Origin of the sequence: Halalkaliarchaeum sp. AArc-GB (genome assembly GCF_031432225.1) — an archaeon.
GTDB lineage: Archaea > Halobacteriota > Halobacteria > Halobacteriales > Haloferacaceae > Halalkaliarchaeum.
On the sequence record NZ_JAVKGM010000004.1, the window covers coordinates 16,125 to 29,816 of the forward strand.

Consider the following 13,692-nt stretch of genomic DNA (forward strand, 5'->3'; position numbering starts at 1 on the left):
ATTTGATGTGCGGTGTCGCGCGGGCGTTTGCAGGTTCATCGCTCCGTACAGTAGTCGACGAAGTTCCGCAGTATCTGCAGACCGGTCTCGCCGCTCTTCTCCGGGTGAAACTGGGTCCCGAAGACGTTTCCGCGCTCGTTTGCGATGACCGCCGGAAACGTCGTTCCGTAGTCGCTTTCGGCCACGACTGCGTCGCCGTCGTCCGGCAACGCGTAGTAGGAGTGGACGAAGTAGGCGTACTCGCCGTCGACGCCCTCGACGAGTGGGTGGTCACGCGTCACCGCGAGTTCGTTCCATCCCATGTGGGGGATCTTCCGGTCGACGTCGAACCGGACGTTCGTTCCTGGGACCAGGTTCAACCCTTCCGCGTCCCCTTCCCCGGCACGTTGAGCCTCCTCGCTGGAGCCCAGCAGCATCTGCATCCCCAGACAGATGCCGAACAGCGGCCGTCCAGCCTTCGCGTAGCTTGCGAGCGCCTCGCGGTAGGGGCCGGCGTTTTCCATCCCCTCGCGGAACGCGCCGACTCCGGGAAGGACGACCCCGTCGGCCGCCGCGAAGTCGTCGGGATCGTCGGTGATCTCGACTGCAGCGCCGGCACGTTCCAGCCCGCGCGTGACGCTCCGGAGGTTCCCCAGCCCGTAATCGACGACGACGACGTCGGCGGTCGTCTCCTCGGCGACTGTCTCCCCGGGCGCGTTGTGACTCATACGTTTTACTCCGTCCGAGCAAATAAGTCGGTTGTCGTTTCGGCGAGGTTTCGACGACGACGACCGACAGTCCAGGGAGAGGACGGCCGGGGCCCGTTACTTCGCCATCGACTCGATCATCCGGCGCGGGAACCCCGTGACGAGCTGGACGATCCCCATCGGCTCCTCGTCGGAGCGGAGATACGCCCGGGTCCGCTGGGAGATCATCTCGACGGAGACGACCAGCAGGAAGATGACGATGATCGTCGCCATCATGTTCGTGTACGCGAACAACCCCTGCTGGACGTCCAGCACGAGTCCGAGCCCGCCGGCGCCGATGATGCCGAGCCCGACGGCGATGCGGACGTTGATCTCGAAGACGTACAGCGTCCAGGCGATAAAGGAGCGTTTGACCTGTGCGAGCATCCCGAACACGATGATCTGGGGTTTGTTTGCGCCGGTAGTCTGCATCGCCTCGACGGGACCGTCGCCGATCTCTTCGAGTTCGTCGCTGAACAGTCGTCCGAGATTGCCGACGGTGTCGGTCGCGACTGCAAGCGTCGCCGTCGTCGGGCCGATCCCGCCCAGTGGGACGTAGATCAGCACCCACACCAGCGCCGGGATCGCGCGAATCGACGACATGACGCCCCGGAACAGGAAGTTGAACGGGAACGGCGTCACCCGTCCGGAGCCGAGGATACTGAAAAGCAGTGCGAGCGGGAACCCCATGATCGTCCCGGCGAACCCGATCGCGAGCGTCTCACCGGCCGCGCCGAAGATGCCGATCGGTCCACCCGTCTCGGTGAACAGAAGGATCGGATAATCCAGGATGGTCTCGGCCTCGGCGAAGAACCCGGATTCGTATATGAGGTTCCGTTCGGAGATGAACGCCCAGTACTCCAGGAATCCGGCCGGATTGAAATGAACCGACGGGATAGAGACGAGCCCGAGGTTCCAGTTCGTCTCTCCGATAACGACGAACGGGAAGTAATCCTGCAGCGCCTCGGCGAACGTTCCGAGATACGACGGAAGATCCGCGCGGAACCAGCCCACTGTTTCCAGCGACATCAAAAACAGATACACCACGACGACCATCGCCATCGACGCGCCGAGCCAGCGCGCCTTCCGAGAGATCGCGATTTCCGCGAACTGGCGCTCGACGTAGTCGCTTACCCCGCGTTCCGGCTCGGCTGCAGTTGCCTCGGCGGTTTCGGCTGCCTCGGCTGTGCCGCCGTCCGCCGTGGGAGGGCCTCCGTTCGACTCGTCGGCCGGCTCTTCAGGCTCGTCGGTCATCGTCGACCACCGTCAGCCTCGATTTCTTCGGGGCTCGACCCCCGATCGACAGCCTCCGCGTCGGAAACGAACATTCCCTCCGTGTCGATGTCGCCGTAGATTCGATCGATCACCTCGATCGTGAGGTCGTCGCGGTAGCCGTCGAACACCTTCTGTCCGTCGTGGAGTCCGATGAACCGGTAGCCGAACTTCCGGGCGATGTTTACCTGGTGAAGACTCGTGAGCGTCGTGAGTCCCCGTTGGGCGGTCGTTTCACGGAGGTACCGCATCACCTCCTGGGCGGAGCCGGGATCGAGGCTCGAAACCGGCTCGTCGGCGAGCATCACCTGCGGTTCCTGGACGAGTGCTCGTGCAATGCCCACGCGCTGTTGCTGACCGCCGCTCATCTGTCGGACCTTCTTTTGTGCCTCGTCGATGAGTCCGACGGTTTCCAGCGCCGACAGCGCCCGGTACTTCTCCTCTTCGTCCTGGAGCTGGAGGACGCTTTCGACGAGAGTGCTCCGACTCAGCGAGCCGGTGAGGGCGTTCGCGTACGCGCTCATCTCTCCCACGAGGTTGTGCTGCTGGAAGATCAGGGCGACGTCCTTGTTCGTCCCAGTTACCGGCTCGCCGTCCATGTAAATCTCTCCTTCAGTCGGTTCGAGAAGGCCGCTCAAGCATCGCAACAGCGTCGATTTCCCCGATCCGGAGACCCCCATCACGATCGTGAACTCTCCTTCGTCGATTTCGAAGGAGACGTCGTCGAGCGCGACGGTCTCTCCAAATCGTTTTGTCACTCCGTCGACAGTGATTGTACTCATTCGGTATAGCTAGTTCGGTTAGAGCAGTTACTGGTTGTGTGGCTGTGCCGGTGACCTCAGATGAGGTCCTCGAATTCGATCTCGAGGTTGTCGATGACGCCCTGAATTGGATCGTAGTCCGACCGATCGGCCTCGACGATTCCGGTAAACCACAGCTCCTCGTCCTCGTCGACCTCCTCGTCGTGCTGGAACGCGCTGTCGGGCGCGGTCAGCATCGCCTCCTCGATGTCCTCCCGGACCGGATCGTCCCAGTCGGCCCGCGCAACCATCGGTGCACGCGGGATCGGATCCGAAAGCGCGATCAGCTGGAGTTCGTCGTGCTCCTCGCCGATTCGGCTCCCGGCATCCGGATACTCCGAAGAGATATCCGCAAACTCCGGATCGTGGTCGTCGAACTGCTCTTGACTGACCCACGCCGCCGACTGGAACGCGCCCTGTCCGGCGGCGACGATGTCCTCGCGCTGGACCATCTGTTCGCGGGACGTCTGGTGGTCCGAGTAGTTCGGGTCGAAGTCCGGCGGGTCGCCGTCGGGCGCGTTCCCGACGTCGACGCCCGCGTCGACGAGCATCGACATCGGGACCAGCGTCCCCGACACCGACAGCGCGTCCGCGAAGTTGACCTCGGGTTCGTCGAGGTCCGAGATGTCCGACAGCTCGTCGACCGGGCTGTCGTCCGTCGTCGTGATCGTCGAGTAGTACTGGGCGGAGCCGAACGCCACGCGCATCCCGATGATGTCGAAGATCTCCGGACTCGTCGCCGGCACCGCTCCGGGCGAGACGCCGGAAATTTCGGCCTGACCGTCGCGCATCGCGGTGACTGTCTCCGTATACCCTGCGGTCCGCTCTGTGTTGATCGTGACGTCTGCCTCCTCTTCGATGTATTCGATCAGCGGACGATACTGTACCTGGATGTCGACCCCGGCCTCGGCAGGGTTCAACACGAGCTGGATGTCGGCTGCTTCACCGCCGAGACATCCCGCAAAACCAGTGAGCCCCGCGACCCCCGCTGCGCCGGTCGTTTTGATGAATGTGCGCCTGTCCCCCGACCACTGCGGTCTGCCGGACATATCTCCACATATGGGGCCGGTATTAAATTGTTTACTATGTCCAAGATTTTCCGGTTGGCTGTGGAATTGTGGCATATATAGTCGCTGGGGCGAGTGGGGTCATCGGAGAAACGACCCGGTGGACAGCCCCACCGGGCTTCGACGGATTAACCTCCGGCGCCGCCGTGGCGTCCGGCATGAACACCCTGTGTGTTTCCGGCGGCACCGTGCTCCGTCCGGATCAGGAGGTCGAACCAGCGGACGTACTGATCGATCGCGAGGAGGGGACGATTCTGGAAGTCGGAACGGAACTGGCGGCTGACGCGACGGAGACGCTCGACGCGTCCGGCTGCGTGGTGATACCCGGGCTGGTGAACGCCCACACCCACGTCGCGATGACGCTGTTGCGAGGGTACGCCGACGACAAGCCGCTCGAGACGTGGCTCAGAGAGGACGTCTGGCCGATCGAGGGCGCCTTCGAGCCGGCTGACGTCGAGGCCGGCGCCGAGCTGGGGGTCCTCGAGATGATCAGATCGGGGACGACGGCGTTCGCCGACATGTACTTTCACGTCGACCGGATCGCCAATGTCGTCGAGCGCTCCGGCCTCCGGGCCCGTCTGGGTCACGGAATCGTCACTGTCGGAAAGGACGAGTCTGAGGCCCTCGCGGATCTCGAGGAGAGCGTCGACATCGCCCGCGAACTCGACGGTACTGCAGACGGTCGGATCCGATCGATGGTCGCGCCACACTCGCTTACGACGGTCGGAGAAGAGCACCTCCAGGAGGCGTTTTCGGCCGCCCGAGAGATCGACGTTCCGGTCCACCTCCACGCCAACGAGACGACCGACGAGGTCGAGCCGATCGTCGAGGATCGGGGGATGCGGCCCCTCGAATACGCGAGGGAACTCGGGCTCGCCGCCGAGGACTTCCTGGCACACGGGGTTCACGTCGACGACCGGGAGATCGAACTGCTGTCGGAGTCGGGAACCGGCGTGATCCACTGTCCCGCCTCGAACATGAAACTCGCGTCGGGGATGGCCCCCGTCGAAAAGCTGCTCGAGGCGGAGGTCACCGTCGGACTGGGCACCGACGGAGCCGCCTCGAACAACGACCTCGACGTGTTCGACGAGATCCGCGACGCCGCAATGATGGGCAAACTCGCCGCCGACGATGCGAGCGCGGTTTCGGCCGGATCGGCGATCCGAATGGCGACTGCCGGCGGCGCCGACGCAGTCGGGCTACCGGGGGGACGGATCGAACCCGGTGCGGCGGCGGACCTCGCGGTCGTCGACTTCGAGGCGCCACATCTCACGCCGCGTCACGACGTCGTGAGCCACCTCGCGTACGCCGCCCGGGGGAGCGACGTGCGTCACACCGTATGTGACGGACAGGTGCTCATGCGCGACCGGGACGTACTGGTCCTCGACGAGGAGGCTGTCCGCGAGCGGGCGAGTCGACGGGCCGAGGCGGCCATCGCCCGGGCTCACGAGTGATCGGGAACCAGCCGATCACCGCTCCGACTCGGACTCGGCTTCGACGTAGATCCGGTTCGCCTCCGGAACCGCCTCGCGGATCGCCGCCTCGACGTCGTCGATCGCCGCTTCGACGCCGGCAGTGTCCAGGTCGGGATCGAACGAAATCTCGCAGGCGACGAGCACGGAGTCGGGGCCCATGTGCATCGTCCGGAGATCGAGAAGTTCGTCGGCCCCGCCGACGGATTCGACAGCCGCGATCAGCTTCTTCCGTTCCCTCGGCGTGACGGCCTCCCCGACGATCAGGCTGCGGCTCTCCCAGGCCAGCGCGAGCGCCAACCCCATCAACAGCAGCCCGATGATCACGCTCGCGGCAGCGTCGTAGGTGGTGTTTCCGGTCGCGTCCGTGAGGTACACGCCGAGGATCGCGACGATCACGCCGATCACGGCCACGAGGTTCTCAGTCGCCGCGGTCAGGAGGGGCGTGTCCTTCGTGTGCCGGAACGTCTTCACGAACGAGCGGAACCGTTCGGACTCCTTTTCGGCGTCGATCGCCTGATACGACTTGTACAGGGCAGCCGACTCGAAGACGAGCGCGACCCCGAGAACCGCGTAGTTGACGGTGACGTCCACGTCGACGAACGGCTGGCCGACCGCGGCGTATCCCTCTCGAACCGAGGCGAAACCAGCGATCCCGAACAAAAGCACCGTCACCACGAACGCGAAGAAGAACTGCTCTTTTCCCCGGCCGAAGGGATGTTTCCGGCTGGCGCCCCGTTCGCTGAACCGAAAGCCGAGCAACAGCAGCAGCTGGTTGCCGACGTCGGAAAGCGAGTAGTACACCTGACTCAGCATGCTCACGTTCCCGGTGAGCAGGTACGCGAGGAACTTCGCGACGGCGATCGCCGCACTGGCGACCAGCGAAACGTACACGACCAGACGCGTCGAAACCATCAAAAGCCTCCGAAAATCTGGGGTGGTCGCTCAGATGTAGTCGAGCGCGTCCTCGATGCGCCCCAGTTCGGGACCAGTAGTTTTCTCGCCGGCGACGTAGCCGGCGTCGTTGGCGAGCAGCCCGGAGCCGACCAGCGGTGCGCCGTAGTTGATCGTCCCCAGGTCCGCACGCACGTCGAGGTGGGCTTCCAGCGCCTCGAGTTCGGGTTCGCGGGACTTCGGGTGACACAGCGCGCCCCGGTTGGTGGCCACGGCGGCGGTGCCGACCGTCCGGACGTCCCCGAGGCTCCCGCGTTCGACGGGCACCGCCAGGGCGTCGCCGACGGCCTCGACCGCCTCGTCGGTCAGTTCGGGGTGGACGTACGCGCCGTAATCGTTCGCGAGCACGACGTTGCCCGCGGCGTTGATTCGACCAGGAAGTTCGAACACCGGAAGATCCGCGGCGTCCTCGATCGCGTCCCGCTCCCGTTCGGTGACGCGTTCGGAGACCAAGATTCCGTTCTCGTTACCGACTGCGAGCGCGCCGACGGTGTTCGAGCCGGCGACTGTAGTCGGGTGGGCCTCCACCGACAGTTCCTCGGCGAGGTCGCTCACCAGGTCCTCATCGAGGTCGGGGCGAACCAGCAGGGTTTCGGTGGTCGTCCGGGCGAAGACGCCGACGTACGACGACCCGGCAAAGGAAGCCCGAAGCACGTCAGGCCGGTTCCGCCTCGACGATCGCCTCGTCGTCCTCGACGAACCGGGCGGCACGGACGCGGAGCTTCGACGGCGGGCTCTGTCGCCCGTTCGCCCAGATCGCCTCGTTGACGCTCGGGTCGAGTCGGACGGCGTCCTCGTCGACGCTGAAGTGCGTTGCGAGATGCCCGCGAACGATCGACATCGCCTCGTCGGCGCGCTCCTGTGCGGGGACCTTCCTGGCGTCGCGGAGCGGAACGGTTACGACGCGCTCCTCGAAGTCACTCGTGCTCATTATTCGTCGAGGTCGCTACGCCGCCAGTTTCGGCGCTTCGGATTCCGGGTCACTTCCATGTTCGTCTTCATCATCACCCACGCGGGAACGCGCGTGTTCTGGCGCTCCTTTTTGGCCAGCCGCTTCTTCTTGGCCTTCGATTTCTTGCCCATAGTAGCCGTCTCTTGCCGTGGCGCCCATAAAATCCTGTCCATCTCGTGCCGGTGGGGCACCGGGCTCATCGCCCCACGGCGCCGGTCGGCGCGGGTCGGTGCCGGTCTGCAGACGATGCTGCGACTACAGACGGCGGGCGACGTCCTCGGCGAAGTACGTGACGATCAGATCAGCGCCGGCTCGCTTGATCGACACCAGCGACTCGTGGGCGGTCGCCTCCAGGTCGAGCCAGCCCTTCTCGGCTGCGGCGTGTAACATCGCGTACTCCCCGGAGACGTTGTACGCCGCCACCGGAACGTCGACCTCCCGACGGACGTCGCGGACGACGTCCAGGTACGGCAACGCGGGTTTGACCATCAGTGCGTCGGCTCCTTCCTCGACGTCGAGGCGAGCCTCCCGGAGTGCCTCACGGGCGTTGCCGGGATCCATCTGGTAGTGCCGTCGGTCGCCGAACGACGGGGCGCCGTCTGCGGCGTCCCGGAACGGACCGTAAAAGGCCGACTCGTACTTCACCGCGTAGCTCAGGATCGGTACATCCTCGAAGCCGGCGTCGTCGAGGCCGGCCCTGATCGCGTCGACCATCCCGTCGGTCATCGATGACGGCGCGACCATGTCCGCGCCGGCCTCCGCCTGCGAGACAGCCGTCTCGGCCAGCAGTTCGAGGGTGTCGTCGTTGCGGACCGTAAGCGTCGGGTCCGACCGGGCGTCGGGTTCGAGCACGCCACAGTGGCCGTGGTCGGTGTACTCGCACAGACAGACGTCGGCGATTACGTACGCGTCAGTCTCCGCGGAGATTTCCCGGAGTGCTCGCTGGACGACGCCGTCCTCGGCGTACGCTCGCGAGCCGCGATCGTCCTTCGAGCCCGGAATGCCAAACAGGATCACCGCCTCGATGCCGGTTTCGAGTACCTCCTCGACCCGCTCGACCGCCTCCGGGACGGGGACGCGTTCGTGTCCGGGCATCGAGGGGATCGGAACGCGCTCGTCAGTGGTCGCGTCCACGAACACCGGGGCGACGAGGTCGCTCGGGGACAGTTGCGTCTCGCGAACCAGCGATCGGACGCCGTCGGTCCGCAGCCGCCGTGGGCGACGGGAACGGTGTGTGGGAGCCGATCGCCGTGATCGGGGGGTCGGATCCATACCCTCGGTTCGCCCCGCGGCGGCAAAAACGCCCCCGGTTCGCCCCTTGCCACGCTGGCTGCGGTCTCCACCCGTTCCTGTCGGGGGGTCGGAACGCAAGACCCATTACGGCCAGTTCAGTATGCTCGTATCGATGGGTCTCGGACTGGCGCCGGTCATCGCACTCGAGTACGCGACCCCCGGCCACGCGATCGGTCCCCTCCAGCTCGCGGAGATGCCGCCGTGGCTCCGGGCGTGGCTCGACTCGGAGTGGGCGCTTTTGGTGCTCCTGGGGGTGTTCATCCTCGAGGGGGCAATGCTGATGTATTTCATGCCCAGCGAGCTCGTCGTCCCCAGTTCCCTCCTGTTGATCGGCACGGCCCCCGAAGACGTCGCGGCAGTGTTGACCGTCGCCGTCGTGGGGGCGACGATCGGCCAGTACGCACTGTTTCGGGTCGCCCACCACGGCGGCCGGGAGTACCTGCTGCAGAAGCGCTGGTTCCGGATCTCCGAGTCGACGCTCGACCGGTTCGACGGCTGGTTCGACCGCTGGGGCCCAGTCGTGATCCCCGTGAGCAACACCTTGCTTTTCACCCGCGGGATGCTCACGGTCCCGGCCGGCCTCTCGGACATGTCCGGCCGGAAGTTCGTCGTCCTCTCGGCGATCGGAACGCTGTCGTTCCAGTCGATCCTGGCGGTGCTTTTCGTCTGGTTCGAAACGTTGCTGGCGTGAGGACTCGTCCCCCGTTCACGCCTCGAATCCGTATTACTCCTCGACGAGTTCTGCCTCGAGCGTCTCGAGGGTGTAACTGCCGAGGGCCCGCGCATCCTCTCGATGTGTGTCGATGACGAGTTTGGAGAACGTCCGTTCGACCGCCGGGACGGCGTTGAGATCTTTCACCAGTCGCTCGACCTCGTCGGCGTCGCTGAGGCGGGCGATGAGGACGAAGTCCATCTCCCCGAGCATGAAGTACATGTTGGTGACGCCCTCGATGGCGAGGATCGTCTCCGCCAGGTCATCGTAATCGTCCCCGTACGGGGCCAGCACCTCTACGATCACAGTTACCCCGAGGCCGAGTTCGTCCAGATCGAAGTCGTAGCAGTCGTTCTCGATGACCCCTTGCTCGCGGAGCCGCTTGAGTCGGTAGTGAATAGTCGAGACGGGGATTTCAGTCTCCTCGTTGAGTTTCTCCGGACTGCCCGTCCCGAGGTCGGCGATCGCCTTGAGGAGTCGTACGTCGCGCTCGTCCATACAGGCCCGTATAGCCGAATCCTCAATTATCTATTGCCCCTCCGAGACGAACTAGAAGCTCATTCAATTAATACACAGATAGTAGAACTCACACCGAAAATACTCTGATATCCGATAGTAAACTATAATATCGTCACCGGATTGTATCGAATTACATCCAATAGATATGGCGGCAAGTTGGAGAAAAATACCAGTCATCCCAGTCGCATTCGGAGCGCTTGCGATACTGTGGGGGAGTTCGTTCGTCGCGATCGAGATCGGCCTCCCACACGTGTCGCCGTTGCTGTTTGCGGCGCTTCGATACGACATCGCCGGGATCGTGCTGCTGGCGTACGCGGTGGCGACGACCGACAAGTGGGTACCGCGTGATGCCGATAGCGTGTTCGCAGTCCTCGTGGGGGGTGCGCTTCTCATCGGCGCACACCACGCGTTTCTGTATCTCGGACAACAGTACGTCTCCGGTGCGGTCGCCGCCGTCGTCGTCAGCCTCGTTCCCGTCCTCACCGTGACGTTCGCGTCGTCGGTCTTCCCCGACGAGCGCCTCTCGGCACTCCAGTATTCGGGGGTCGCTCTCGGGTTCGTCGGCGTCGTGATCGTGGTTTCGCCCTCACCCGGTCACGTCGCCGACGTCTCGCTGTTCGGCGTGGGGCTCCTCCTCGTGGCAGCAGCGTCGATGGCCCTGGGAACCGTGGGGATGCGGCCGCTGGATCCGGCGATACCGATCCGCTCGATGCAGGCGTGGGCGATGCTGGTCGGTGCCGTCCTGCTGCACGGTGCCAGCCTCTTGAGTAGTGAATCGACGGCCGTCACGTGGACCCCGTCACTGATCGTCGCACTCGTGTATCTCGCTCTCGGATCCAGCGTCGTCGCCTACCTCCTGTACTTTTACCTGCTGAATCGGGTCGGCCCTTCGGAGTTGAACCTCGTCATCTACGCGCAACCCGTCCCGACGACCGCGATCTCCTGGGCGTTGCTGGGGTCGCTGATCGATCCCACGACGATGGGCGGACTGGTGACGATCTTCGGCGGGTTCGCGCTCGTGAAACACGACCGGTTCCGACGGATCGCGAATTTCGACCTGTCGTCGGTTCGGTGACCGCGAGCATAGCGAGGTTCGAGCGAATGCGAGAACCTCGGAGACGCGAACGGTGAGCGGAGAGAGCCGTGAACGAGGGGCGGAGGGGACCGATAGCGAGGGGCGGAGGGGACCGATAGCGAGGGGCGGAGGGGACCGATAGCGAGGGGCGGAGGGGACCGATAGCGAGGGGCGGAGGGGACCGATAGCGAGGGGCGGAGGCCCGAGCTATCGGCTTTTTTGGTCGAGCTTTTTTGGCGGGGGTCGAGGAGCGCGAGGTTCGAGCGAATGCGAGAACCTCGCGCTCCGAGGCCCCCGTTAAAAAAGGTCGGTGGTCAGGCGTAGTAGTACTCGCCGTCCCGCTTTTGCTGCTGGTCCTTCTGGGAACCGGGCTTGTTGATGCGGGGCCGACCCGTACGCTCGTCGCGCCGGAACGTGACCGACAGGTCCGAGAGGAAATCGTTCATTCCCGCCCGCATCTCCTGGGGCTTCGAGGCGTGCCCCCGGGCGGCGGGCTCTCCGTCGAACACCATCAGTCGATCCGAAAGGAGGTCAATCATGTAGATGTCGTGGTCGATCACCATCACCGTCGCGTCGTGGTTCTCGGCGTACCGCCGGATCGCCGACGTCGCCTGCACCCGCTGATCGACGTCGAGATGTGCCGACGGCTCGTCCATCAGGTAGAGGTCGGCGTCCTCGGAGAGACACGCCGCGATCGCCACCCGCTGGCGCTCCCCGCCCGAGAGGTCGGTGAGGTTCTGCTCCATGATCCGTTCGAGCTGGAGTGGTTGAGCGATTTCCGTGTTCCAGAAAGAGGTTCCGAAGTCGTCGGTGATCGACGAGAGGAACGCGTCGACCCGCATCGGCTGATCGATCTCGACGTACTGCGGCTTGTAGGCGATGTCGAGCCGGAAGTCGAGATCGCCCTCGTCGGGTTCGAGCCGCCCAGCGAACAGCTTCGCCAGCGTCGACTTCCCGATCCCGTTCGGACCGACGATGCCCAGCACCTCCGACTCGTAGACGGTCCCGCCCTCGACGGTCAGTTCGAACTCGCCCTCGCCGTAGGACTTGTACAGGTCGGGATACTCCACGAGCGGGTTCCCGGTCGTCCCCGTTCGGGGAGCGTGCTCCTCGAACTCGATCCGGGAGGGGCGGATCCGCATGTTCTCGTTTTCGAGGTAGCCTTTCAGGTACTCGTTGATTCCGTTTCGAACGGATTTGGGATCGGTGATGACGCCGAACGCGCCGGGCTGTCCGTACGCGACGTGCAACGAGTCGGCGAGCAGATCGAGGATCGCCAGGTCGTGTTCGACCACGAGCATCGACCGGTTCTCTTCCTCGGCCAGCTCCTGGATCAGCCGGGCGACGGTCATCCGCTGGCTGATGTCGAGGTACGGCGTGATCTCGTCGAGGAAGTAGAAATCCGCCTCGCGGGCCAGTGCTGCCGCGATCGCCACCCGCTGGAGCTCGCCGCCGGAGATGGATTCGATCGGCTGGTCCATCACCGGCTCGATCCCGAGCCGATCGACGAGCCGATCGAGATCGCCCCGCTCGTCGGTTCGTTCGAGCAGCTCGCGGGTCCGTCCCGAAAACTGGTCCGGGATCCGGTCGACGTACTGCGGCTTCCGCGAAACGGTCACGTCCCCGTCGATGAGCCGTTCGAGGTAGTTCTGCAGCTCCGTCCCCCGGAACCGATCGAGCACTCGCTCCCACTCGGGATCGGCGAGGTGGTCGCCGAGGTTCGGGACGAGTTCGCCGGCCAGCGCGTGGACCGCAGTCGACTTCCCGATCCCGTTCGGGCCGAGGATCCCGGTCACCCGACCCGGTTCGGGGAGGGGCAACCCGTACAGGGCGAACGCGTTTTCACCGTACCGGTGGATCGGATCGTCCGAGAGCTCGGAGGGGAGGTTGCGGATCTCGATCGCGTCGAACGGGCACTTCTGAACGCAGATGCCGCAGGTCTCCCCCAGACAGATCTCCTCGGAGATACGGATCTGATCGGGATCCCCCTCTTCGGTGTCCTCGCCGCGGACCGTGATACACTCCTTTCCGGTGCGGTTCGGCGGGCAGTAGTTCGAGCACTCGTAGTTGCACCGGTCCGGCTGACAGCGATCCAGGTCCACGACCGCGATGCTGTCGTCGGCCATACTACAGCGTCACTTCCGAGGTGAGAAGAACGGTGTACGTGATGAACCACAGCGTGAAGGTCATGAACGTGACGTAGAGGTTGTCCTTCACACCGAACTCCGATACGTCGATCCCGATGAGCTTGAGCACCGGGAACTGGATCAACACGAACCCCGCCATCACGACGACGGCGTACGTGTTCTGTGCAGCGTCCGGCGTTGTTCCGAACAGGTACGCGGCGGCGATCGCGGACGCGATGCCCGCCAGACACGCGACCGTCGTGACCGTCACCCCTCGCGTGTGGTCGGAGAACCTGGACGACGTCTCGGTTGCCATACTGGTGAGTGCGGTAGCCGCCGGGAAAAGCCGTTCGTTTAGTCCGCGTCCGCCGTGCAGGCGTCGCTTTCGGGGTCGTCGCCGGTGAACTCCGCGGCCGCCCCGTTCAACTGATAGAGGTTCTGTCGGGCGTCCGCGAAGTAGACGTCCTCGTCCACGACACCGATGTCTTCGAGCCGTTCGAGCGCGTACCGTACCGTCCGGGCGGAGAGCATCGATTCCTCGACGATCCCCTTCTGTGTCAACGAGCCGTTGTATTCGAGCACCTTGAACACCAGTTTGGCGCTCGGGGGAAGATCCTCGAGACCCTCCGTGTCGGTTCCAGCCATCATTACGAATCGAAACGGTACTGAGACATAAACCTTGCTCGGAGGTTACAACAAGTCAACACACTTCGGCCGCCTGTCGC

General features: G+C 64.4%; 16 protein-coding genes. 3 read left to right on the forward strand and 13 right to left on the reverse strand.

The genetic code is table 11. The features are described from left to right. Window positions 1-35: 35 nt before the first annotated feature. From hisH to RH858_RS05850, 4 genes are all read right to left on the reverse strand, one after another. Complete coding sequence (hisH, locus tag RH858_RS05835; RefSeq protein ID WP_259534541.1) at window positions 36-707, reverse strand: imidazole glycerol phosphate synthase subunit HisH; 672 nt, start codon at window positions 705-707, stop codon at window positions 36-38. 96 nt (window positions 708-803) lie between these two features. Beyond that, window positions 804-1,787: a phosphonate ABC transporter, permease protein PhnE gene (phnE, locus tag RH858_RS05840; protein ID WP_259536500.1), complete on the reverse strand. Its 984-nt coding sequence runs from the start codon at window positions 1,785-1,787 to the stop codon at window positions 804-806. Window positions 1,788-1,975: 188 nt separating this feature from the next. Beyond that, window positions 1,976-2,779, reverse strand: coding sequence for a phosphonate ABC transporter ATP-binding protein (locus RH858_RS05845; RefSeq protein WP_259534540.1), 804 nt, complete (start codon window positions 2,777-2,779; stop codon window positions 1,976-1,978). A 56-nt stretch (window positions 2,780-2,835) separates the two neighbouring features. Next, window positions 2,836-3,846, reverse strand: a complete 1,011-nt coding sequence (locus tag RH858_RS05850) for a substrate-binding domain-containing protein (RefSeq protein ID WP_259534539.1) — start codon at window positions 3,844-3,846, stop codon at window positions 2,836-2,838. A 176-nt stretch (window positions 3,847-4,022) separates the two neighbouring features. Here RH858_RS05850 and RH858_RS05855 point away from each other — a divergent pair, with 176 nt between their 5' ends. Further along, window positions 4,023-5,318, forward strand: a complete 1,296-nt coding sequence (locus RH858_RS05855) for an amidohydrolase (protein WP_310561331.1) — start codon at window positions 4,023-4,025, stop codon at window positions 5,316-5,318. Window positions 5,319-5,333: 15 nt separating this feature from the next. On the opposite strand, the gene RH858_RS05860 is transcribed toward RH858_RS05855, so the two are convergent. The 5 genes from RH858_RS05860 to hemB form a co-directional block, all read right to left on the reverse strand. Next, window positions 5,334-6,251 (reverse strand): cation diffusion facilitator family transporter, encoded by a 918-nt coding sequence (locus RH858_RS05860; RefSeq protein ID WP_310561332.1) that lies wholly within the window; start codon window positions 6,249-6,251, stop codon window positions 5,334-5,336. Window positions 6,252-6,281: 30 nt separating this feature from the next. Next, entirely contained in the window at window positions 6,282-6,944 is a 663-nt protein-coding gene (locus tag RH858_RS05865; protein WP_310561333.1) for a translation initiation factor IF-6, read from the reverse strand. A 1-nt stretch (window position 6,945) separates the two neighbouring features. Then, complete coding sequence (locus RH858_RS05870) at window positions 6,946-7,221, reverse strand: 50S ribosomal protein L31e (protein ID WP_310561334.1); 276 nt, start codon at window positions 7,219-7,221, stop codon at window positions 6,946-6,948. Further along, window positions 7,221-7,373 (reverse strand): 50S ribosomal protein L39e, encoded by a 153-nt coding sequence (locus RH858_RS05875; RefSeq protein ID WP_119817757.1) that lies wholly within the window; start codon window positions 7,371-7,373, stop codon window positions 7,221-7,223. Before RH858_RS05875 ends, RH858_RS05870 begins: the two co-directional genes overlap by 1 nt. Window positions 7,374-7,497: 124 nt before the next feature. Beyond that, window positions 7,498-8,514 (reverse strand): porphobilinogen synthase, encoded by a 1,017-nt coding sequence (hemB, locus tag RH858_RS05880; protein WP_310561335.1) that lies wholly within the window; start codon window positions 8,512-8,514, stop codon window positions 7,498-7,500. A gap of 214 nt (window positions 8,515-8,728) precedes the next feature. On the opposite strand from hemB, the gene RH858_RS05885 reads away from it, so the two are divergent. Further along, window positions 8,729-9,226, forward strand: coding sequence for a VTT domain-containing protein (locus tag RH858_RS05885; protein WP_310561403.1), 498 nt, complete (start codon window positions 8,729-8,731; stop codon window positions 9,224-9,226). Window positions 9,227-9,259: 33 nt separating this feature from the next. Here the strand turns inward: RH858_RS05885 and RH858_RS05890 are convergent, their stop codons facing one another. Continuing rightward, the gene (locus tag RH858_RS05890; RefSeq protein ID WP_310561336.1) at window positions 9,260-9,745 is read right to left on the reverse strand and encodes an Lrp/AsnC family transcriptional regulator; all 486 of its coding nucleotides are present in this window, start codon (window positions 9,743-9,745) and stop codon (window positions 9,260-9,262) included. 166 nt (window positions 9,746-9,911) lie between these two features. Between RH858_RS05890 and RH858_RS05895 the strand changes: the two genes are divergently transcribed. Beyond that, entirely contained in the window at window positions 9,912-10,841 is a 930-nt protein-coding gene (locus tag RH858_RS05895) for an EamA family transporter (protein WP_310561337.1), read from the forward strand. 314 nt (window positions 10,842-11,155) lie between these two features. Here the strand turns inward: RH858_RS05895 and RH858_RS05900 are convergent, their stop codons facing one another. The 3 genes from RH858_RS05900 to RH858_RS05910 are packed head-to-tail and all read right to left on the reverse strand — an operon-like array spanning window position 11,156 to window position 13,612. Then, the gene (locus RH858_RS05900; protein ID WP_259534529.1) at window positions 11,156-12,967 is read right to left on the reverse strand and encodes a ribosome biogenesis/translation initiation ATPase RLI; all 1,812 of its coding nucleotides are present in this window, start codon (window positions 12,965-12,967) and stop codon (window positions 11,156-11,158) included. Window position 12,968: 1 nt separating this feature from the next. Beyond that, on the reverse strand, window positions 12,969-13,283 hold the full coding sequence (locus tag RH858_RS05905; protein ID WP_259534528.1) for a hypothetical protein: 315 nt from the start codon (window positions 13,281-13,283) through the stop codon (window positions 12,969-12,971). Between the two features lie 38 nt (window positions 13,284-13,321). Beyond that, on the reverse strand, window positions 13,322-13,612 hold the full coding sequence (locus RH858_RS05910; protein ID WP_259536492.1) for a winged helix-turn-helix domain-containing protein: 291 nt from the start codon (window positions 13,610-13,612) through the stop codon (window positions 13,322-13,324). Between the last annotated feature and the right edge of the window lie 80 nt (window positions 13,613-13,692).

Bases quoted from the DNA above. Each gene is read 5' to 3' on its own strand.
- RH858_RS05860 (WP_310561332.1), bottom strand. From the start codon at position 6,251: ATGGTTTCGACGCGTCTGGTCGTGTACGTTTCGCTGGTCGCCAGTGCG.
- RH858_RS05890 (WP_310561336.1), bottom strand. From the start codon at position 9,745: ATGGACGAGCGCGACGTACGACTCCTCAAGGCGATCGCCGACCTCGGG.
- RH858_RS05885 (WP_310561403.1), top strand. From the start codon at position 8,729: ATGCCGCCGTGGCTCCGGGCGTGGCTCGACTCGGAGTGGGCGCTTTTG.
- RH858_RS05900 (WP_259534529.1), bottom strand. From the start codon at position 12,967: ATGGCCGACGACAGCATCGCGGTCGTGGACCTGGATCGCTGTCAGCCG.
- hisH (WP_259534541.1), bottom strand. From the start codon at position 707: ATGAGTCACAACGCGCCCGGGGAGACAGTCGCCGAGGAGACGACCGCC.
- hemB (WP_310561335.1), bottom strand. From the start codon at position 8,514: ATGGATCCGACCCCCCGATCACGGCGATCGGCTCCCACACACCGTTCC.
- RH858_RS05855 (WP_310561331.1), top strand. From the start codon at position 4,023: ATGAACACCCTGTGTGTTTCCGGCGGCACCGTGCTCCGTCCGGATCAG.
- RH858_RS05850 (WP_259534539.1), bottom strand. From the start codon at position 3,846: ATGTCCGGCAGACCGCAGTGGTCGGGGGACAGGCGCACATTCATCAAA.
- RH858_RS05910 (WP_259536492.1), bottom strand. From the start codon at position 13,612: ATGGCTGGAACCGACACGGAGGGTCTCGAGGATCTTCCCCCGAGCGCC.
- RH858_RS05845 (WP_259534540.1), bottom strand. From the start codon at position 2,779: ATGAGTACAATCACTGTCGACGGAGTGACAAAACGATTTGGAGAGACC.
- RH858_RS05905 (WP_259534528.1), bottom strand. From the start codon at position 13,283: ATGGCAACCGAGACGTCGTCCAGGTTCTCCGACCACACGCGAGGGGTG.
- phnE (WP_259536500.1), bottom strand. From the start codon at position 1,787: ATGGCGATGGTCGTCGTGGTGTATCTGTTTTTGATGTCGCTGGAAACA.
- RH858_RS05870 (WP_310561334.1), bottom strand. From the start codon at position 7,221: ATGAGCACGAGTGACTTCGAGGAGCGCGTCGTAACCGTTCCGCTCCGC.
- RH858_RS05875 (WP_119817757.1), bottom strand. From the start codon at position 7,373: ATGGGCAAGAAATCGAAGGCCAAGAAGAAGCGGCTGGCCAAAAAGGAG.
- RH858_RS05895 (WP_310561337.1), top strand. From the start codon at position 9,912: ATGGCGGCAAGTTGGAGAAAAATACCAGTCATCCCAGTCGCATTCGGA.